This window comes from Streptomyces sp. PA03-5A, assembly GCF_033792725.1.
Lineage (GTDB): Bacteria > Actinomycetota > Actinomycetes > Streptomycetales > Streptomycetaceae > Actinacidiphila.
Genome location: NZ_JARAVL010000014.1, coordinates 142,191 through 161,812, shown reverse-complemented (window position 1 = coordinate 161,812; position 19,622 = coordinate 142,191). Strand labels below are relative to the sequence as shown.

The 19,622-nt window shown below is 69.6% G+C and carries 18 protein-coding genes and 1 pseudogene; 8 read left to right on the top strand and 11 right to left on the bottom strand.

Going from position 1 to position 19,622, the window contains the following annotated elements; all coding sequences use genetic code 11:
* Positions 1–55 precede the first annotated feature (55 nt).
* The 3 genes from PV410_RS19410 to PV410_RS19400 are packed head-to-tail and all read right to left on the bottom strand — an operon-like array spanning position 56 to position 3,989.
* Positions 56–850, bottom strand: coding sequence for a ferritin family protein (locus PV410_RS19410; protein ID WP_500326119.1), 795 nt, complete (start codon positions 848–850; stop codon positions 56–58).
* Positions 850–3,165: an SDR family oxidoreductase gene (locus tag PV410_RS19405; RefSeq protein WP_500326117.1), complete on the bottom strand. Its 2,316-nt coding sequence runs from the start codon at positions 3,163–3,165 to the stop codon at positions 850–852. The genes PV410_RS19410 and PV410_RS19405 overlap by 1 nt, the downstream gene beginning before the upstream one ends.
* Positions 3,162–3,989: a hypothetical protein gene (locus tag PV410_RS19400; protein ID WP_500326116.1), complete on the bottom strand. Its 828-nt coding sequence runs from the start codon at positions 3,987–3,989 to the stop codon at positions 3,162–3,164. The genes PV410_RS19405 and PV410_RS19400 overlap by 4 nt, the downstream gene beginning before the upstream one ends.
* Positions 3,990–4,420: 431 nt before the next feature.
* Between PV410_RS19400 and PV410_RS19395 the strand changes: the two genes are divergently transcribed.
* From PV410_RS19395 to PV410_RS19385, 3 genes are all read left to right on the top strand, one after another.
* On the top strand, positions 4,421–5,212 hold the full coding sequence (locus PV410_RS19395) for an SDR family NAD(P)-dependent oxidoreductase (RefSeq protein WP_500326114.1): 792 nt from the start codon (positions 4,421–4,423) through the stop codon (positions 5,210–5,212).
* 135 nt (positions 5,213–5,347) lie between these two features.
* Positions 5,348–5,959 (top strand): lysophospholipid acyltransferase family protein, encoded by a 612-nt coding sequence (locus PV410_RS19390; protein WP_500326112.1) that lies wholly within the window; start codon positions 5,348–5,350, stop codon positions 5,957–5,959.
* A 12-nt stretch (positions 5,960–5,971) separates the two neighbouring features.
* Positions 5,972–7,672 carry an FAD-binding oxidoreductase gene (locus PV410_RS19385; RefSeq protein ID WP_500326110.1) on the top strand — a complete coding sequence of 567 codons (1,701 nt, stop codon included), beginning with the start codon at positions 5,972–5,974 and terminating at the stop codon, positions 7,670–7,672.
* Between the two features lie 389 nt (positions 7,673–8,061).
* Here PV410_RS19385 and PV410_RS19380 read toward each other — a convergent pair whose 3' ends face one another.
* The 4 genes from PV410_RS19380 to PV410_RS19365 all read right to left on the bottom strand — a co-directional run bounded on the left by PV410_RS19380 (position 8,062) and on the right by PV410_RS19365 (position 11,325).
* Positions 8,062–8,211, bottom strand: coding sequence for a hypothetical protein (locus PV410_RS19380; RefSeq protein WP_500326221.1), 150 nt, complete (start codon positions 8,209–8,211; stop codon positions 8,062–8,064).
* A gap of 272 nt (positions 8,212–8,483) precedes the next feature.
* Complete coding sequence (locus tag PV410_RS19375; protein WP_500326108.1) at positions 8,484–8,936, bottom strand: cupin domain-containing protein; 453 nt, start codon at positions 8,934–8,936, stop codon at positions 8,484–8,486.
* A 481-nt stretch (positions 8,937–9,417) separates the two neighbouring features.
* Positions 9,418–10,626: an acyltransferase family protein gene (locus PV410_RS19370; protein WP_500326107.1), complete on the bottom strand. Its 1,209-nt coding sequence runs from the start codon at positions 10,624–10,626 to the stop codon at positions 9,418–9,420.
* A gap of 195 nt (positions 10,627–10,821) precedes the next feature.
* Positions 10,822–11,325 carry a GNAT family N-acetyltransferase gene (locus tag PV410_RS19365; protein WP_500326105.1) on the bottom strand — a complete coding sequence of 168 codons (504 nt, stop codon included), beginning with the start codon at positions 11,323–11,325 and terminating at the stop codon, positions 10,822–10,824.
* Positions 11,326–11,502: 177 nt separating this feature from the next.
* Between PV410_RS19365 and PV410_RS19360 the strand changes: the two genes are divergently transcribed.
* Both PV410_RS19360 and PV410_RS19355 read left to right on the top strand, forming a co-directional pair.
* Positions 11,503–11,937, top strand: a complete 435-nt coding sequence (locus PV410_RS19360) for a VOC family protein (RefSeq protein ID WP_500326103.1) — start codon at positions 11,503–11,505, stop codon at positions 11,935–11,937.
* Positions 11,938–12,073: 136 nt separating this feature from the next.
* Positions 12,074–12,808, top strand: a complete 735-nt coding sequence (locus PV410_RS19355; RefSeq protein ID WP_500326101.1) for a translation initiation factor IF-2 — start codon at positions 12,074–12,076, stop codon at positions 12,806–12,808.
* A 20-nt stretch (positions 12,809–12,828) separates the two neighbouring features.
* Here PV410_RS19355 and PV410_RS19350 read toward each other — a convergent pair whose 3' ends face one another.
* Positions 12,829–13,764, bottom strand: coding sequence for a fatty acid desaturase (locus PV410_RS19350; protein ID WP_500326220.1), 936 nt, complete (start codon positions 13,762–13,764; stop codon positions 12,829–12,831).
* A gap of 351 nt (positions 13,765–14,115) precedes the next feature.
* Between PV410_RS19350 and PV410_RS19345 the strand changes: the two genes are divergently transcribed.
* Entirely contained in the window at positions 14,116–14,874 is a 759-nt protein-coding gene (locus PV410_RS19345) for an SDR family NAD(P)-dependent oxidoreductase (protein WP_500326100.1), read from the top strand.
* 368 nt (positions 14,875–15,242) lie between these two features.
* Here PV410_RS19345 and PV410_RS19340 read toward each other — a convergent pair.
* A pseudogene (locus PV410_RS19340) lies at positions 15,243–16,433 on the bottom strand (IS110 family RNA-guided transposase); the annotation flags it as partial.
* A gap of 359 nt (positions 16,434–16,792) precedes the next feature.
* Between PV410_RS19340 and PV410_RS19335 the strand changes: the two are divergent.
* Entirely contained in the window at positions 16,793–17,140 is a 348-nt protein-coding gene (locus PV410_RS19335) for a hypothetical protein (RefSeq protein ID WP_500326098.1), read from the top strand.
* Positions 17,141–17,174: 34 nt separating this feature from the next.
* Here PV410_RS19335 and PV410_RS19330 read toward each other — a convergent pair whose 3' ends face one another.
* Positions 17,175–18,026, bottom strand: a complete 852-nt coding sequence (locus PV410_RS19330) for a helix-turn-helix transcriptional regulator (protein ID WP_500326097.1) — start codon at positions 18,024–18,026, stop codon at positions 17,175–17,177.
* Positions 18,027–18,113: 87 nt separating this feature from the next.
* Here PV410_RS19330 and PV410_RS19325 point away from each other — a divergent pair, with 87 nt between their 5' ends.
* The gene (locus tag PV410_RS19325) at positions 18,114–18,914 is read left to right on the top strand and encodes an SDR family NAD(P)-dependent oxidoreductase (protein ID WP_500326095.1); all 801 of its coding nucleotides are present in this window, start codon (positions 18,114–18,116) and stop codon (positions 18,912–18,914) included.
* Between the two features lie 94 nt (positions 18,915–19,008).
* On the opposite strand, the gene PV410_RS19320 is transcribed toward PV410_RS19325, so the two are convergent.
* Entirely contained in the window at positions 19,009–19,560 is a 552-nt protein-coding gene (locus PV410_RS19320) for a TetR/AcrR family transcriptional regulator (RefSeq protein WP_500326093.1), read from the bottom strand.
* Between the last annotated feature and the right edge of the window lie 62 nt (positions 19,561–19,622).

Sequence of the window (19,622 nt, the reverse complement as noted above, 5' to 3'; positions counted from 1 at the left end):
CCCGAGGCCACTGCATTCGGCCCTGCTCTTCGCCTGGGGCGTGGCGTCCGCCGACTCAGGCGGCGATGCCGCGCTTGTCCATGGAGTCCTCGACGATGCGCAGCCCTTCCAAGCCCGGCAGCTTCGCGATGTGCGAGTCGACGTCGCGGACGAGCCTGCGGCCCTCGGCGCCTGCGAAGAGGTGGGTCATGACGTGCGTGACATCGCTCTCGGGCATGACGCCGGAGCCGACCGGGCCCCAGGCCTTCTCGAGCGCGAACCGGGCGACCACGCGGGCCTTCTTGCTCGCCGCGAGCCGGTCACGGGCCTGCGACGCGTAGAACGCGACGTGCTTCGTCTCCTGCTGCGCGATCCGCTTCAGCAGTGGCACCAGAACCGGGTGGCTCTCCAGCGCCGCGAGCCGGTGGTAGGCAGCGTGCGCCGACCACTCGTTCGCCGCACCCCACGCCATGTGCACCGCGACGAAGTCATGTCCGATGAGGCGGCTCATCGCCGTCTGCTTCACCGTCCCCAAGCGGTCCTTCCAGCCGAGCTTCAGACGGGTCGCCTTGAGCTCGTCGAAGTCGACGCGGACGCCGTGGCGCTCGAGCACGGCCGCGAGCGCTTCGCCGTGCCAGAACTCCTCGCGGTTCCACATCGTCATGAAAGTGCCCACCGCGGGCTCGTTGTGGGACGGGGTCGTCAGCAGATCACGCATGTAGCAGACCGTGTGGTACTCGATGTCGCACATGTAGCGCAACGTCCGCAGCGTCCCCTCGGGCAGCGGGTTGCGCTCGAACTCGTCGAAGTCGAGGTCGGACCACTGCACCCCGGTGGAGTTCTTGGCGTACTTGTCTATGTCGAAAGCCATCAGGCACTCTCCTCTTCGGTCCGCGCCGTATCCGTCACCCGTGCAGCGATGACCTCGCTGCGCGCACCCGAACCGCCCCTCTTCCAGCGGTGGATGTCCCAGTTCCTCTTGTGCGACTCGCGCGTCAGTTCGGCGTCGGGGTTGATCGCCGAAGGCTTGCCCAGCAAGGACAGCCACGCCAGGTCGCAGTGGCTGTCGCCGTAGCCGTAGGACGCCGCGAGGTCGTAGCCGCCTTCCTCGGCGTACCGCAGGAGCCACGCGGCCCTCGCCTCGTCGACGAGCGGCGGCTTCGCGAGGTAGCCGGTGAGCACACCGTCCTTCGCGTGCATGGAGCTGCCGACGACCTCGTCGAACAGGCCGGCGAGCGGAGCGGCGAGGAGGCCGATGGAGCCGGTGACCAGGACGGTGCGGTGACCCGCCGCACGGTGCTCGCGGATGCGCGCCAGGGCGTCCGCACTCGTGTGCCGCAGCATCGTGTCGGCGTACCCGCGCCGCACGACCTCCTCGAGACGGGCGACGGGCAGGCCGCGGTAGCGGCGCAGGAACGCCCGGATGAACTCGCCGCGGTCGCGCTTCTCGGCGCGGAGGTAGCCGGGCAGCGAGGCGAGCAGGTCCGCGGCCTCCTTCGGCCAGGCCGCCTTGCGCAAGCCCGAGGTACGCACCCAGAGGTACTGCTCGACGATGTTGGAGTCGACGACGGTCCGTTCGAGGTCGAAGACGGCGAGCACGTCGGTACGCTCCGGCAGCGCGGGTTTCGGGCGGGCGTTCGCCGGCCGGGCGCCCGCGGCCTTCCGGCGGCGGTGGGCCGCTGTCAGCTCGCTCAGGGAGGGGAGGTGCACCTTCTGCAGGTACTCCTCCCAGTCGATCCGCTCCACATCGAAGCCACGGTCCTCGCGCACCTCGCCCGGAAGGGCGTTGTTCAGCGCGCGGGCGTTGCGGTCGTCGAAGATGATCTCGGTCTGCACGTAGGCGCGGTAGAGGTCGGTGAAGTTGCTCAAGGTGGCGATGCCGGCGCGCAGCTTGGCGTTCTCGGCCGCCAGGGCGCGCTTGCGCTCGTCGTTCGGCATCAGCCGCAGAGCGGCGTCCCAGAGGTCGGCCTTCTTCTTCGCCAGCAGAAGACGTCGGTTGAACCTGCGCTCGCCCGCGAACTTCCAGGTCGGCACCTTGACGAAACCGTCGTCCTTGGGCAGCGGGTGCTGCATGTAGTAGTCGCGTACGTTCTCGTACATGCGGTGGAAGGGCAGCGGATTCGATGCGCCCGAGGCGATGTGGAAGTACGTCGGCTGGTCGACGGGGGTCGGGTTGGCCGCCGCGGCGAGGATGGCGTTGACGACGAAGTCGACGGGGATGACGTCGAGGATCGAGTCGGGCAGCCCCGGGAAGTCCGGCAGCTGGCCGCGGCCGTAGGCGAAGATCAGCGGATCGGCGACCTTGAAGCCGTCGATCCAGCCGGGGAACGGATGCTCCAGGGCGCTCTCGATGATCGCGGGCCGGACCACCGAAAGCCGGTGTCCGGCCTCGCCCCACAGGTCTTCCGCGGCACGTTCCGCGAGTGCCTTCGTCAGTGTGTAGACGTCGGTCCACCCCAGGCTCTGGGCGCGCCGCCGGCCGGCGTCGACGAGGTGGGAACGCACCCACTCGCGCCGTGCGTCCTCGCTCGCGCGGGCCGCCGCGATCGGGCCCTCCTTGCCGTGGTCGCCGCGGGCGCGGGACATGAACCGCTCGAGCCGCGCCGGTTCCCGCGAGGTGAGCTCGGCGCGCTCGTGGGCCTGTGTCGCGGAGCGCCATTCGGCGCGCCAGTCGACGTCGTGCTCGAGCCTGGCCTCGGGCACCACACCGCGGCGGAGTCCCCCGACGTAGCAGGTCGACACGTGGACGACGTGCGGGTCCGATCCGGAGGCGAGAAGGGCCTGGTAGAGGCTCACGGCACCGTGGACGTTCGTGTCGAACGCCTCGTGGATGGGCGGGTCGAACGAGACGGTCGACGCCGAGTGGATCACGACGTCGAGGTCGGAAGGCAGCTCGGGAATGCTGGTCATGCTGCCGTCGAGCACGGTGATCCGCTCACGGACGACGCGCTCGGCCTCTTCGGCCCCCACGGCGTCCCGCCAGCGCCCGAACACGGGTTTGCGCAGCAGCCGCCGGAGCCGGTCCTGCCCGGTCTGTGTGCCCTTCCCGCGCACGAGGAGCGAGATGTGGGTGGCGGGGTGATCGGTGAGCAGCCGCTCGAGGACGGCTTGCCCGACGAAGCCGGTCGCGCCGGTGAGCAGGACGTGCGCGTTGCCGAGTTCGGTCTTCGCGGTGTGCGGCGTCACGGAAGGAGCCTCGATTCCACGGTGGATGCGACACCGGGACCGATGCCGGGGAGCGCGGCGACCATCGCGCGGATCCGGCCCGCCTCGGCCCTTCCGCTCTGGTCGCCGAAGACATGGCGTTCGAAGAAGGTGCGCTCGTGCCGGGAGCGATCGACCGAGCCGAGGGGCCAGGCGGAGTGCCGGAGGGCGCGCCGGGTGATGCGCTGGGCGCGGACCGAGCGCCGGAGCCGCAGCTCCGCCTCCTCGGCGAGGAAGTGGATGTGACGCTGCTTGATCTCCACGATGGGGTCGGTGATCGACGCCATGGCGGGGGACACGTCGGCCAGACGCCGGTAGGCCCCCTGCGTGATCCATTCGTCCACGAGGCTCGTCGTCACGTGTTCGGCGACGATCTGCGTACCGGTGATGTTGGCGATGAGGGAGCGACGGATCGGGCCACGGCGCTCGCGCCGTTCCGCCAGTACCCACCGTGCCGGCCCGGCGGTCGAAGGCAGGCCGCGGGCGGCCGGGGAGGCATCCAGGACGGCGTCGAGGGCGTCGGCGATCCAGAATCGCTCGAACATCCACGTGGTGAGGAACGCGGTGACCCGGGCGTCCTTGTGCGTCGCCGTCACGAGGAGGTCGCGTACGCGGTGCAGCGTTGCGCGTTCCATGTCGCGCAGCGCGCGAACGAGCCGGACGGATTCGGCGTCGAGCGGCTCTTCGGCGAGCGACCCGAGGTCGAGCCTTCCGCGGTGGCTGCCGTGTGCCGTGCGGGCGAATTCACGCACGTCGAAGCCCGCTGTCCCGGGTGGCGCGGTCGTCGCCTCGTCGTTTGAGTTCATGCGCGGGCTTTCTGGGGCCGGAGGAGGGGCAACTCTGGAGCGGCCCCGGAAGGCGCGAAAGGCTGTCGGGGGCTATGACGTCCGACCGGGAAACCCGCGCATGTGTGACAGCCGGCCGGGTTCCGCTTCGTGGGGGACGGTGCGAGCCAGAGGATGAATGAGGGCAAACCCGCTCGATCGTGACGGATGGCGTTCTGCCGGTGTCGAGGCCTTTCACTCTGCGTCTCGTCCGCATGAGCACGTGCGGAAGTTCGTGTCACAGGGTTGATGCGTGCCCGGTCGTACGTGATGAGCCGGGAAACGAAGGGTGCGTCAGGCGCGAGGAGTCAGCCATCGGCTGCTGCCGCGCCCGATGGCATGGACCCGCTCGCCACCCCATGTGAACGCTACGAGCGGGGAGTCCGGATGCCGAGCAGATGGCATATGAAACTATGCTGAGCCGTACGGGAGTCGCACTTGTCACCGGTGCGACGTCGGGTATCGGAGCAGCGTTCGCGCGCGCCCTGGCGGATCGCGGCTGGGACCTCGTCCTGGTGGCGCGCGACAGGGAGCGGCTTGGCCGCATGGCGGTCGAGCTCGGTTCCCGGGGCCGTGCCGTCGAGGTGCTGCCCGCCGACCTGTCCGATCGCGCCGACGTCGAAGGTGTCGTCGCGCGACTGGAGGACCCCGCCCGTCCGGTGGACATGCTCGTGAACAACGCCGGTTTCGGCGTGCACGCATCGATCACCTCGGCCGACACCGCTTCCCACGACCGGGCGATCGAGGTCATGGGACGCGCGGTGCTGGTGCTCGCCGGTGCCGCCGGGCGGGCCATGCGCGGACGCGGACAGGGTGCGATCGTCAACGTGTCGAGCACGGCCGGCTTCGTCACGATGGGGAGCTATTCGGCCGTCAAGGCCTTCGTGACCTCGCTCACCGAGGGACTGGCGAACGAACTGCACGGAACGGGCGTCACCGTGACGGCTCTGTGTCCCGGTTGGGTCCGCACGGAATTCCACGCCCGGGCCGGAATCCGGTCGTCGAGCATTCCGAACTTCCTCTGGCTCGACGCCGATCGACTCGTGGAGACGAGCCTTCGCGACGTGCGGCGCGGACGGGTGATCTCCATGCCGAGCCTCCGGTACCGGCTGCTCATCTGGTTCACACGTCATCTTCCGCGCCACACGGTGCGGTGGATCTCGCGACGGATCTCGTCCAGCCGCAACGACTCTCGCACGCACTGAAAGAAATGGTGCGGGCGAGCCCGCACGGGAAGGAAGCGGATGCCCGCGACGATGCGCGACCGTTTCACCTCACGCTCTCACGCTGCGGCGCGATTCGTCGCGCAGCGGGGGCTGTTGAAGCCCGTCGTGTGGAGTGTGACCAGCGTCACGGTACTCGGGCGCGAGTGCCTGGAAAAGGTCGAGGACGCCTATGTGGTCGTCGCCAACCACACGTCCCACCTCGACACGCCGCTCATCATGGGTGCGCTGCCCCGCCGCTTGGCGCGTTACCTCGCGGTGGGAGCCGCCGCCGACTACTTCTTCGACGTGTGGCGGCGGCGCGGCCTCACGGCCCTCTTCTTCAACGCCTTCCCGGTCGACCGCACCGGAGCGAGCGCGCGCAGAGTGAGCGCCAGGGCGCTGCTGAACCGGGGAGTGCCGCTCCTGATCTTCCCCGAGGGCACCCGCTCGCGCGACGGATCGCTCGGGGCGTTCAAGCCCGGGGCGGCGGCGCTCGCCTCGTCGGCCGAGGTGCCGGTGCTCCCCGTCGCGGTCATCGGGGCGTACGCGGCGCATCCTCGCGGGTCGAATTGGCCCAAACCGGGCCGCCTGCCGGTCGGGGTGGTCTTCGGCGAACCGCTCACTGCCCTTCCCGGAGAGTCGGTGGACGAGTTCAGCGAACGCATCCGCTCCGCGATCGTCAGCCTGGCCGAGGAGAACTCCGACCGGATCCTCGGCGCCCACGCCACCTCACGTCGTCCTATCTGAAGGAGACCGTCCGTGACCGAACCCACCTCCCGCACCGACGCAATGCGCACCGGTGAGGTGAAACACATGAAGTGGTGGGGCTGGGGCGTGGAAGGCGTCGGCTTCCACCACGAGGACAAGCCTGGTTTCGCCCCGTTCGCGCACAAGGCGGTCGGTCTCGACCTCCGGGCGGGCGAGCGCACCGGACAGCCCGACTTCTCACAGTTGAAGGTGCCGGCCTCGACGGTGCCGGAGGAGTTCGGCAGGGTTCTGAGCGGCATCGTCGGGCCCGGGAACGCCGTCGTCGACGACCTGTCCCGGGTCGTCCACACGTACGGCAAGAGCCTGCGTGACCTGGTCCGACTCCGAGCCGGCGAGATCGCGCGCACTCCCGACGTGGTCGTCTACCCGGCCGACGAGGCGGAGGTGCAGAGCGTCGTCGACGCGGCCGTCGAGGCGGACGCCGTGATCATCCCCTTCGGGGGCGGCAGCAACATCGCGGGCAGCCTCGAGCCGCACGCGGACGAGTCGCGGGTGGTCGTCTCGCTCGACCTCGGTCGCCTGGGCCGCGTGCTGGAGATCGACACCGACTCCGGCCTGGCACGCATCCAGGCCGGCGCGCTGGGTCCTGACCTCGAGGCGCAACTCAACCGGCGTGGCTGGACGATGGGGCACTTCCCCGACTCGTTCACCCACTCCTCGCTCGGCGGGTGGGTCGCCACGCGCTCGTCGGGCATGCAGTCGGACAAGTACGGCGACATCGCGGACATCGTCAAGGGACTGCGTGTCGTGCGGGCCGGCGGGGTCCTCGTGATCCGTGCCGTTCCGAGTGCGTCGACCGGGCCGAGCGTGCGGGAGATGGTGGTGGGCTCGGAGGGGCGGCTCGGCGTCATCACCGAGGTCACGGTGCAGGTGCACCGGCTCCCCGAGAGGCGTGGCATCTACGCCTACTTCTTCAAGAACTTCGACCACGGCCTCGCCGCGATGCAGGAGATCGCCGGGAGCGACGCCTCGCCCTCGGTCACCCGTATCTCGGACGCGCACGAGACGGGCTTCTCTCTCGCGACGACCAAGGAGTCGAAGGGTGTCGCCAGGACGGCGCAGGCCGGCCTCATGGCGTACCTCAAGCGGCGTGGCTGGGACCTCGACGAGATCTGCCTCTCGTTCATCGGCTTCGAAGGGGGCACGGCGCACGCGAAGCGTCAGAAGTCGATCGTCGACCGGATCGTGCGCAAGCACCACGGCATCGGCGTCGGCAAGGGACCCGGTGCACTCTACGACCAGAAGAAGTTCGACACGCCCTACATCCGCGACTTCCTGCTCGACCACGGTGCCGCAGGCGATGTGAGCGAGACCGCCGGGCCGTGGTCGAAGCTCCGTGGCATCCATGCGGCGGTCTACGAGGCGGCCGACAGCGCCTACGAGAAGATCGGCCGCAAGGGCTGGACGATGTGCCACATGTCGCACTCGTACCACTCAGGCGCCTGCCTGTACTTCACCTTCGCCTTCGTGTTCGGTGACGACCCGCTCGGCGAGTACGACACGGTCAAGCGCGCGATCCAGCAGGCGTTCGTCGACGCGGGCGGCACGATCTCGCACCACCACGGGGTGGGCCTGGAGCACGCGCCGTGGCTGGAGGAGGACATCTCGGCCCAGGGCGTCGCGGTCATGTCGGGCCTCTTCGACGCCGTGGACCCGGGTGGCAACTTCAACCCGCGCAAGATCGTGGTCTGAGCCTGGCGGTCCCTGCTGCCCAATCCTGGGGGAGAGTGCCGACTGAGTACGGCAACGGTCGTCGCTGTGACGGGTGGCGGTGTCCGGGCGGTGGGTGACCGCAGCTTCGTGGAGTCCGCGAGCTCGTCGAGGCCCCACGCGGGCCAGCTGACTGCCCACCAACTGCCGTGCGCGGCGGGAGGCGCCCCGATGGGCGTGCGAGCCAGGAGCGATCCCCGCAGCAGACCACTCATGGCTTTCCCGGTCCACGTGCCGGTCTCGGTCAGCGAGACGAGCCACTGCGCCGCTCCGGCCCGCCCGCGCGCCATCGTGATCCGCAGGCACGCCTCGATCACCCGTCCGTCTCGATGGCGTACGGCTGTGGTGCCCGACCAGCCGTTCTGGGCCCGTCAGTGCTTGACGAAGTCCGGCGTGGTCTGCCCCTCGCCGAAGAGCGGTAGCACCAGAGCGGCCGACCGGCCCACTACGTCCGAGGCTGCGTACCCGACCAGGCGTTCGGCGGCCTGTGTCCATGCGGCGACGACCCCCTGCCCGTCCAGCAGGGCGATGGCCGCGTCGGGTATGTCGAGCCTCTCGGCTGGTTACCGAGTGCCAGGCGGTCAAAGCTCTTCGTGGTCATCGAACTGGCCGCCCTGTTGAAAGGCCAATACAAAGAGGGCGAAGGCTCAGTACCGATACTGCTCTGACCTGCAGAAATGCCGACTAGCGGTGATGGGCAGGGGTAAGGAGCCCCCGTGTGACCCGTGGCTGAGCGCCGGGCTCGCCGGGCGGCAAGCCGGTCCCCGCGGTGCCGGCCCCACCTGCCGGATGTTCAGGCAGCGCTACCGGTGGGGCGGGGAGCACGCAGATGGGCGCGCTGGGCCAGCTCATCCTCTTCGACCACGGTGAGCATCGGCTGGCCCGGTGCGCAGAGCATGGTCACGACGAATTCGGTTCGCTGGTCATCCAGGGCGTTGCCATCCTGGTAGTGGATCACGTCCCCGCCCGGCTCCCAGAACGTCTCACCGGCCTTGATCACGCGCTCCGGCTCGCCCTCGAGCTCAAAACGCACCGCGCCCTCGGTGACGTAGCCGAAGGCCGGTCCCGAGTGCCGGTGCGGAGGCGCGCCGGGATCACCGGGTTCCCGCCAGACGATGATGGTCATCGACGTGGCGCCCTCGGGGACGAAAGGCGGCTTGACGTCTTGCAGCGTCTTCAGCTGCGACTTCCACAGCTCCGAGCGGGGCTGCTCTTCGGTCCTGTCCACTGATGTCTCGTCCGACATGGTGCTGCACCTCCGTGGATCACCATCCGCCGCCCGTGCCACTGCGCGGCAGCCGTACCCGATTCCAGGTTCACACCCATCCTTCGAGTGCACGACCGGGGTGGCCGCCTGGCCGGGCACGCCGGGCAGACACTGATCGGTCGGTGAAGGGTTTGCGTCCATCCCGAGTCGTCAGCACCCCTCGGGTGCGTGGTGGACCGAGAACTCCCCGACCGGATCGGCTTGCCGCATGCCTGGCACACGACCTCTGCGCCGAAGACTTCGCCGCAAACGTTGTGGATGAAGTCGACCCGGGGCACGGTGTCCTCGCCATGAGTGTCGCCCCAGCGTTTGCGACCCACCGGCACGCCGACGGAGCGCGGAAGAGGGGGGGGACCTGCAGAAGGAGCTGCCACCCGGCCGCGGCGGGTGCGCGCCGCCAAAGTGTACGCCTCCCGCAAGCACCCCGCTTACCTGCGCAGACGTGCCATTCGCTGCGCTCCTAGGGTCGTATCCCGAACAGGAAGCGCGTCGCCCGTGTGCGGCGGACCAGCAGCTCGTACGCGGTGAGGGTGAGGATGAGGGCGATCACCACGAGCACGGCGTACTCAACCAGGATCGGCGCAGACCAGCCAACCACGAAGTATGCGACGGCGACCACGATCGGCTGGTGCAGGACGTACAGCGGCAGCACGGCTGCGGCGAGATAGCCGTAGAGGCGCCGACGCGTCGTCGGGGTCGGGTTCGGCGCCGCACGCGGTTGCTCCGGCCGCCGACGGTCGAGGAGGCCCGGGATGGCCACCACCAGGCACCATCCGGCCGCACCGAACAGCGCCCGTGAGACGGTGGCCAGGGCGGTCATCTCCGTGAAGGGCTCCTCGGTCAGGGCAAAGCCGTGGCCGGCTGCCGCGAACAGCAGGGCGCCGAGCCAGGCTGCCGTCCCGGCGTCGCGCCGCATCACGGTGCGGAAGCGGTCGTCGGTGGCGAGCGCGAAGCCGGCGACGAAGAACAGCAGGTACGACCAGCGGTGCCAACCCGCGAAGTCCTCCTCCAGCCGTGCGAAGGCACAGATCGCCGCGAAGGCGAGGGCCGGCAGGAACACGACGCCCCGCCGGCGCAGGGTCGCCTCCGCCACCCGGTCGCCGATGCGGCGGACGCGCTCGCGCGGTAACCACCGGTGGAACGGCAGCAGCATGAGGGAGAACGCCAGGAGGAGCACGACGAACCAAAGATGGCCGGTCTCGAAGTGCTCGCCCTGGACGAGGAAGGGGAACTCCTCCGGCTCCAGGTGCACGTCGAAGAAGCGGGGCAGGAAGCCGAGGTACGACTCGTGGTAGTCGGCGTCGGCCGAGCGCAGCCGCAGCCACTGCGGCAGCGGGTTCAGCACGAGGGTCGCGAAGACCAGCGGAACGCCGAGCCGCAGCAGCCGCTCGCCGGCGAAGCCTCCCGCGCCGCGGCGCTGAAGCGAGTGCCAGGCACCCAGGCCGGAGATGAGGAACAGCAGTGGCATGGCCCAGACGACCCCGAACCCGGCGATGATCATGACGGCTTCGGTGGTCTCGGCGTTCTTGACGTAGAAGTCGTCGTCGGCAGCGAATACGAGCGCCGAGTGGAAGAAGACCAGCCCGATCACGACCAGCAGCCGGATCGCGTCCAGCTCCGGTCGCCGCTCCGGTAGCGGTGCCTGCGCCGGTTCTGTGCGCGTCCCCATGACTGTGCCCCCCGTCGCCTGTACGTCACCAGTGTTGGCAAGGCGCCCGCCGGGCGCCACCCCCGCAACGGACTCCGTTCACGCGGAAGATCAACTTTCGATGCCCGCCCTGGTGCGTCGGCTGCAGATCATGATCTTGCCGGTGAAGGCCGGCGCGGACCTGGGTGCGGCCTCGGGGCCGGCTACCACCGCGGGTTACGGCAACGAGCGTGTCAGCCAGACCACTTCGCCGTTGTCCTCCGTGGAAACGTGATCCCGCTCGAACCCGAGCTTCTCCAGGACACGGAGCGACGGTGTGTTCCACGTGCCGACGGTCGACCAGAGCCGTTTCCGCCCGGTCGCAATTGCGGCGTCGAGCACCGCACGGGCCGCCTCGGTGGCGTAACCATGCCCATGCGCGCGCTGGAACAACTCATACGCGATTTCGGGTTCGTCCAGGGTGGAGCGGCCGATGATCAACCCGCAATAGCCGATGAAGTCGCCTTCATCCCGACGCTGGATGGGCAGCAGGGCGATCCCCGTGCTCTCCGTTGCGGCGAGCAGTTCCGCGATGGCCGTCCGGATGCGCTCGACCGTGGGCGTGCCGTTGCCGCGTTCGGAGAGGAGGGCGCTGAATTCAGCGGCGTCCGACTCGGCCCACGGCCGCAGTATCAGCCGCTCGGTCTCAAGGTGGAACGACATCGTCTCGTACGTAGACATGCCCCTACTCTGCCCCACGGCTCATCGCGCACCGCCCCGCACCTCATCTAGAAGAACCAGCGGCCGTTGCCGCTGTTCTGTCGTATGCCAGGTAGAAGCACTTGTTGAGGGCGACTGCCGTCGGTCGGCGGTCCGGGTGCGGGCATCCCACCCTGGTCCGCCTGCTATGGTGCGCCGATGTCAGCGATCAAGAAGTTCCAAGTCACCTTTGACTGCGCAGAACCTGAGCGCCTCGCTCGTTTCTGGTGCGAGGTGTTGGGGTACGTCGTACCGCCGCCCCCGGAGGGGTTCGCCACCTGGGAGGAATTCAACGGCACCCTGCCTCCTGCGGAGCGGGGTTCATGGTTCGCGTGCAGTGATCCCTCAGGCGTGGGCCCGCGCCTGTACTTCCAGCGCGTCCCCGAAGGCAAGATCGTCAAGAACCGCGTGCATCTCGACGTCCGGGTCGGCACCGGGCTCGTGGGGGACGAGCGCCTCGCCACGCTCGAAGCTGAGTGCGCACGACTCGTCGCGCTCGGCGCCACCCATGTGCAAACGCTGTACGCCGATGAGGAAAACGAGTCGTGCATCCCCATGCTGGACATCGAGGGCAACGAATTCTGTATCGACTGAGCATCCTCACGCCCGCCGCCGGAACCTCACGGGGTGCGCCCGTCTCTGATCGCCGCACCGGCTGAGTACGATCACCCACGCCGGTCTGAGTACGCGAACGGTTACCCGCCGCGTGCGGCGCCGGAAGGGTGGACGCATGCGCCGACTACTGCTGCTCACCCCACTGCTGCTGTTCGCCGTCGGCTGCGGGGTGGTGCAGTCCTCCGAGGACGAGGCGACGGACGCCGCACGGGAGGTGGCCAGGACCGCGGGTGAGCGGCTCTACGGCCAGCGTCCGCGCACGGCGGAGGAGGTCGGGCGCGCCGCTTCCGGCATCGACGGCGTGGAGGTACTGCGGGTGACGGGTACCTCGACACACGACGGGGACGGTGTCGACGTGGTCGTCCGCACGTCCGGCTCGGCGTACGACGGATGGCTCGACGCCGAGGAGGTCGTCGTGCGGCGCTGTTTTGCGGTGCGCGTGTCGCCCAGGTCGGAGTGGCGTGAGGATCCGCGTGACGTGGAGTGCCCGGATGGGCCTCCGCTGACCTTCGCCCCACCCCCCGAACCGCCCCGGTTGCCGTACGAGGAGCTCCGCGCGGAACTCCCCCGGGTGCCGGAGGGCGGCCGGGTGGACGAGGCCGAGGTGCGCCGTACGCTCGCCGCCCTGGACCTGGATCCGGCGATCCGTACCGAAGTGAAGGCGGACGGCGGCCTGGTCGGCGTTCTCCTGTCGGTGAAGGGCAACGGCTTCGACGCGCAGGACTGCCTTCTTGCCCGCGTGGGCCCCGGGGCCACCGAGGTGTGGGTGCCGCCCCGGATCCAGCGGATGCCCGGAGAGGGCGGCTGCACCGTCGGCAATGCCCTGGACCCGGAACCGCCACCGCACTGAACGCAGTGGCTGCCTCCGGTTCAGCGCCGCACCGTCTGCCACAGGGCGCGGTAGAAGTCGGGGTAGGTCCGTTCCACGTGCACGGCATACCGGACGGTTTCCGCGTGGCGGGTGGGCAGCTGGTTGATCGGGACGCTCATCGCCGCGTGGTGCTCGATGTGCAGGTTGTTGCCGTTGGTGAACCAGGTGCTGAACCAACTCCCCCGGATGGAAGGGGTGTTACGAAGGACATCAGCGGTGTCGGTGTCGCAGAGGATGTGTTCCGGCAGCTCCACGAGGAAGTGCATCGGCACGGAGAGCAGCAGGGGCAGCAGCCACAGGAGCAGCACCTCCTCGTGGTAGCCGGCGGCGGTGAGGACGACCACCGAGGCGATGACGCCGCCGAGGACGAGGTGCTCGGTGATCATCCGGCGGCTCATCTTCCGGCTGATGCCGCCGAGTTCGTACTGCCAGCGACCGGTTGCCGCGCGGGCGACGTCGCGGACGACCACCGCGAGTCGCCGGTAGTCGAACAGTCCGCGCAGGAGCATCCCCTTCGTCAGGGGTTCACGGGTGTCGAAGCCGAAGAACTCGGTGTCCTGCGGCGTACCGAGGTAGCGGTGGTGCTGCAGGTGCCGGACCCGGTAGTGGCTGTAGGCCACGAGCATCGGTATGCCGAGCGGCACTCCGTATACCGGCTCCGGAAGCCAGGGCCCGACGTACGACTCGCGCCGCATCCTGGCCGACTTGGCGCAATTGATGGCGAGACGGCTGGTGATCGTCGCAAGGAACGCGGCCGGATCCTGGACGTCGCCACGGTCGACGGTCTGCCACCGCAGCCACGTTTCCTGGACGATGTCCTCGGCCTCCGCGGCACTGCCCAGCACGCGGTAGGCGATACCGAAGAGCCGGGGACGCGCGGCCATGAAGTCCTTCGTCGCCTGCTCAAGGGAGTCTGGGTCATCACCCGCACGTATGAGTGGCCTCCAATGTCGCATCACCACGGCTCATGGCAGGCCCAGTGGGACGCGCGCTGAGCGGTGTGGTCCTGCTTGCCGCGGGATCCAGGTCGGACCGCCCCCTGAACTCAATGCTGGATGAACGTATCACACTGTCTGATCATCAAGGTGGACGGCGTGTTTGCGTGGGAAGGGTAGGCGAAGCGCCAGGTAGACGGCTATCTGGGCGTGCTGTTGGCGTTATCTCGGGGGAGGGCCGCTCTCTTGATGTGGCGCCTTTATGACACTGTTGTGATGCTTAACTGTCTGCCGCGTCACATCGTGCCCGCGCGAGCCAGTCACGTTCATATCTCCATGTACGCTGCATTCATGTCTGAAGGTGCAGCGATCACCGGTACCGCGCTGGTCACCGGGGCCTCGCGTGGCCTCGGCGCAGTGATCGCCCGACGTCTCGCGTCCGACGGGCACCCGGTGGCCGTTGTGTACCGGTCGGGGGCCGAGGCCGCTCGCCGGGTGGTGACGGACGTACGCGCCGCGGGCGGCACCGCCGAGGCCTTCGCCGCAGACGTGACCGACGAGGCCGCCGTCACCAGGCTCGTGGCGGACGTGACGGCCCGCCTCGGCCCGGTTGCCACTCTCGTCGTCAACGCAACCGGCCCGCAGCCCGACGTGGATCCGGCGACGGTGACCTGGCAAGACCATCTCGCCCAGCTCGTGTTCTTCGTCAAGAGCCCCGCACTGCTGATGCAGGCGGTACTGCCGACCATGCGCGAGCACGGTGGCGGCCGGATCATCCAGATCGGCTCGGACGTGCTGGAGCGCGCGGTGCCCGAGATGTCGGCCTACGTTGCCGCCAAGGCCGCCCAGCACAGCCTGACCAAGTCCTGGGCCCAAGCCCTCGGCCCGTTCGGGATCACCGTGAACACCGTCGCCCCAGGCTGGATCCCGGTCGAACGGCACGCCGGAGCGGACCCCGACTCCCTGGCCGCATACGCCGCCGAAGTGCCACTGGGACGCATGGGCCGACCGGAAGACGTCGCCGCCGCCGTGGCCTTCCTCGCAACACCGGACGCCGGCTTCATCACCGGCGAACGCATCAAGGTCAACGGTGGTATCGCCCTCAGCTAAGGGTTGTCCCTCAATCGCAGGAGGCCGCTCGGTGTGAGGTCACCTTGAGCGGTCGGTGGCCTGCTGTGACAGGGTTAGCCAGTGCCGTATGACCTCGCTCCCTACGACCTTACCTGGGCGGAGGTCGACCCCCGCCTCCACCCTTTCGATGCTCCGTCGACCCCCGAGGTGGTTGCCGCCCTTGGGCCTGCCCGGCAGGTGCCCGTCCGACCTGCGGGGTCCGCTGCGGACCCGGCTGTGATCGGCTGGTCCGACGGCGAAGGGCAGGTTTGGGCGGATGCCATGACCCGCGCCCTCGTCGAGCGCTTCGGTCGCTGGGCGCTCGGCTGGCGCTGGGGGGTGCCTCTATGTGTTTCGTCAAGCGGCGCGGGGGTTCTGGGTTCGTAGTAGGTGCCGTCGCGGAGCATGGCGAACAGGACGCTGATGCGGTGGCGGGCGAGGCGGAGGAGGGCTTGGGTGTGGGTTTTGCCGCGGGCCCGGCATTGGTCGTAGTAGGTGCGTGAGGCGGGGTCGTGCAGGGCCGCGAACGCGGACAGGAACATCGCCCGTTTCAGCTGCCGGTTGCCGCCTCGGGGTGCGTGTTCGCCGTGGATGGAGGTGCCGGACTGCTTGGTGGTGGGGGCCAAGCCGGCGTAAGAGGCGAGGTGGGCGGCGCTCGGGAACGAGCTGCCGTCGCCGATGGTGACCAGGAGGACTGCGGCGGTCCTGACGCCGACGCCGGGCAGCGACGTCAGGACCTGGGAAAGAGGGTGGGCCTCCAGCAGAACCCCGATCTGGGCCTCCAAGGCTTGTCGTTGTTCGTGGACGGCCGCCAACGACTTGGCCAGCGATGGGACGACGATGTCGAGGGTGCCGGTTCCCGGGACCACGACGGTTTGTTCGTCGAGCGCATCGAAGACGTCGTCGATCAGCCGGGTGGCGATGCGCGGGGCTTTGGGCCGGATCACTTCGACGAGTCTGCGGCGGCCGGCTTTGCGTAGGGCGGCCGGGGAGCCGTAGCGCTCGAGCAGCCAGGTGACGGCCTGGTGGTCAAGGCGGGGCCCGAGGACGCGTTCCAGCGAGGGGTGGAACTGGGTGAGCAGGCCCCGTATCCGGTTGGAGGTGCGGGTGGCCTCGGCAGCGAGGTCCTGGTCGAAGCCGACCAGGACGGTGAGCTCGGCGGTGATCTGGTCGGTCAGCTCCAGCGAGCGCAGGGTGTGCGGCATCGTGCGGGCGGCGTCCGCGATCACGGTCGCGTCCTTCGCGTCGGTCTTGGCCTCGCCGGGGTAGAGGTCGGCGATCCTGCGCATCGCCAGCCCTGGCAGGTAGGCGACCTGGCAGCCAGCGTCACGGGCCACGGTCAGCGGGAGGGCGCCGATCGAGGCAGGCTGGTCCACGATCACCAGCACCGTGCCGAACTTGTCCCGGAGCTTGTCGAACACGGCCCGCAGTTTCGGCTCGCTGTTCGGCAGGGGCTTGTCGAAGACCTTCTTGCCGGCCGGGGTCAGGCCGTGCCCGTGGTGTGTGCTCTTGCCGACGTCCAGACCTAGGAAGACGCCCACCTTGCTGATGTCGATCAACCGTGCCCCCACCTGTGTCGATGCCGTGCCGGCCTGGCTGTCGGGGCCGTTCGCGCGCATCCACGTTATGCAGGCCGTGAGTGGCCGGGCATTGCGCCCGGCCGGGCGGTGGTCGGGCCTCTGATCAGCGTCTCCGACGGCACCCCTCGGGCCCGGTGACACCACCCCCCAGGTCATCCGTTCGACAGGGGGCAACAGTCATGCCGGGCCCAAAGGCCAGCAGCCCCATTGCAGGACCGCGAAGAAGATAACGGGGGCACGACGAGGGGGACATCGGTGGTGGCCCAGTCGGCAGTTGGTGCTGTCCACGGGACTCGATCACCAGCCCGGACGAGACTCTGACCAGAGTCGCCACGGCGTTGTGTGAGTGGCGCGCCTGGCTGGAGGACCTGGCCGGGCGTTTCGACCGGTACCGACTGGACTCCGTCTCGGTCGAGGACAGACAACACGCATGGCAGCGTGCTGCCGTTCGCCTGGTCACGCATGTCGTGGACCGCACCCGCGCCGGGGATGCGTGGTACGGGCACTGCAAGCAGGTGCTCGCCTGGTTCCTCGCACGCTGGGGCGTGCCGGCGGCCACGGGGGAGGCGCTGGTCGAGGAAGCGATCGGCGGACGATTCGAGAGTTGGACCGGACCCGAGCCCGACGTCGTGGACGACGTGGCGCAGCGCCTCGCGCGGTCACTCGCACGGCCCGGCGGAGTCTGAACATGTCGTGACCGGACTGCCACCGTGGTCCGGCTCAGCCGGACACGTCCATGCGCTGCGTGCCGATCACCGACAGGAGCCGCAGCGCCTCCTCCGCGGGCGAGCCGGGGTCCGCGGTGTAGATCACGACCTGCTGGTCGCGGTCGGTGATGTCGAGGACGTCGCAGTTCACGGTGATGCGGCCGATCAGCGGGTGGTGGACGGTCTTGCGCAGGGTGGGCTCGGCATGCACGTCGTGGGCGGCCCACAGCCGGGCGAACTCCGCGCTGCCGGCGAGGAGGTCCTCCACCAGGGCGGCCACCTCGGGGTCGTCGGGGTAGCGGGCGGCGGTGGCACGCAGGTGCCGGGCCGCGGCGTGGGCGAACGCCGCCGCCTCGGACGGGTCGTACACCAGCCGCTCCCGCGATCGCGGTGCGAGAAAGGCACGGCGGACCAGGTTGCGCTCGGGCCGGGACAGAGCCGAGAAGTCCTCCAGCAGAGCTGCCGCCAGGTCGTTCCAGGCGATCACCTCGTATGTCGCGGACAGCACGATCGCCGCGGCGTGCGGCAGCCGCCGCAGCAGGTCGAGGATGCTCTGCCGCACTTCACGCGGGGGCCCGGCGGGCGGGCCGGGCGGGGCGCCGGCGAGGTGGTGCAGGTGGTCGCGTTCGGCGTCCGACAGGCGCAGGGCCCGGGCCAGACCGGCGAGCACCTCGCGCGACGGGCGCGGGCCGCGGGACTGCTCCAGCCGGGTGTAGTACTCGGTCGAGATGAACGCCAGCTGCGCCACCTCCTCGCGGCGCAGCCCCGGGGTGCGGCGGCGCGGCCCGGCGGGCAGACCCACGTCGGCGGGGGTGATGCCCTCACGCCTGCTGCGCAGGAAGCCTGCGAGTTCCCGTCTGTCCACGCCGTCCAGTGTGCGCGGTGCCCCAAAGCCGATCCAGGTACCGCCGGTGCCTGGATGGGCTGCGCGGACGGACGGAGGCTCGATGCCATGGACGACGCACAGACCATCGACACCTCCGCCCCCGCCGCCATGGGCCTGCTGGCCGGCAAAGTCGCCTTCATCACCGGTGCCGGTCGCGGTATCGGCGCCGCCGCAGCGCGGCTGTTCGCCCGGGAGGGCGCCCGGGTGCTGCTCGCGGCCCGCACGGAGGACCAGCTCAAGACGGTGACCGAGGAAATCCGGGCGGCGGGCGGCACCGCCGGGTACGCGGTGTGCGACCTGGCCGACGGGGCCAGTGTCCGTGCCGCCGTCGACCGCGCCGTGGACCTGTACGGCCGGCTCGACGTCGCCTTCAACAACGCGGCGACCAGCGTGCCGCCAGCCCCGCTGGACCACGTGCCCGAGGCGGATTTCGACCACGTCTACACCGTGAACCTCAAGGGTCCGTGGCTGGCCATGTCCGCCGAGGTCGCCGCCATCCGGGCCACCGCCGGCACGGGGGCGATCGTCAACAACTCGTCCGTCGGCAGCCTCAGGGGCAACCCCACACTGCCTGCCTACGGTGCGATGAAGCGCGCGGTCAACAGCCTCACTGAGTCGGCAGCCGTCACCTACGGCCCGGAGGGCATCCGCGTCAACGCCATCGCCCCCGGCACCACACTGACCGAGATGATCCGTGAGTGGAACGACCGCGCACCCGGCGTCGTCGACCAGCTGAACGCGCGCACCCCGCTGCGCCGTGCGGCCGACCCCGACGAGATCGCCCAGGCCGCCGCCTGGCTCCTGAGCGACCGTGCCTCGTACGTCACCGGGACCGTGCTCCCGGTCGACGGCGGCATGCAGGCATGAGGCCTGGACACGCCTGACGGACCGGTCGCGGGCGGCTCCGGGGGGTCGCCTTGCCTCCCGCCCGCCACCGAGTCCCTTGGTGAACGGAACCGCTCTACGGCCGGAAGCCGTCGATCGCCAGTTCCAGCAGGCGCTTGGCCTGGGCGGCGCCTTCGGGGTTGTCGGGGGTACGCCACAGGCAGCTCATGAGCATGATGACGTCGACGGGGTCGATGCCGGGGCGTACCTCGCCTGCGCGTTCGCATGCGTCGAGGAGTCGGCCCACGGCCGCGGTGACCGGGGGCCACGAGGCGCTGACGACCTCTTGCGCGGCGGCGGAGTGCAGTGCTTCTCCGAGGCCGTGCTTGATGCGTACGTAGGCGGCGAGGGTGGTGAACCAGTGCTGCAGCGCGTCCAGCGGGGCGTGGGCGGCGAGAATGCCCGGCACCGAGTCCACCAGGCGGTCGACGTCGCGGCGGTGGACCTCCAGGATCAGCGCTTCCCGGGTGGGGAAGTGCCGGTAGAGCGTGCCGGGGCCGACGCCCGCGCGTTTGGCGATCGAGTTGAGCGAGGCGTCCGGGGATTCGGCGAGCGCGTCGTGGGCGACCTGGAGGATGGCTTCCTGGTTCTTCAGCGCGTCGGAGCGCTGCCGTGCGGCGTCGGGCATGGGTCCTCCAGGCGTGCGGACGGCCGTCCGTTGCGAAACGGAGAGCTCTCCGTTAACGTGGC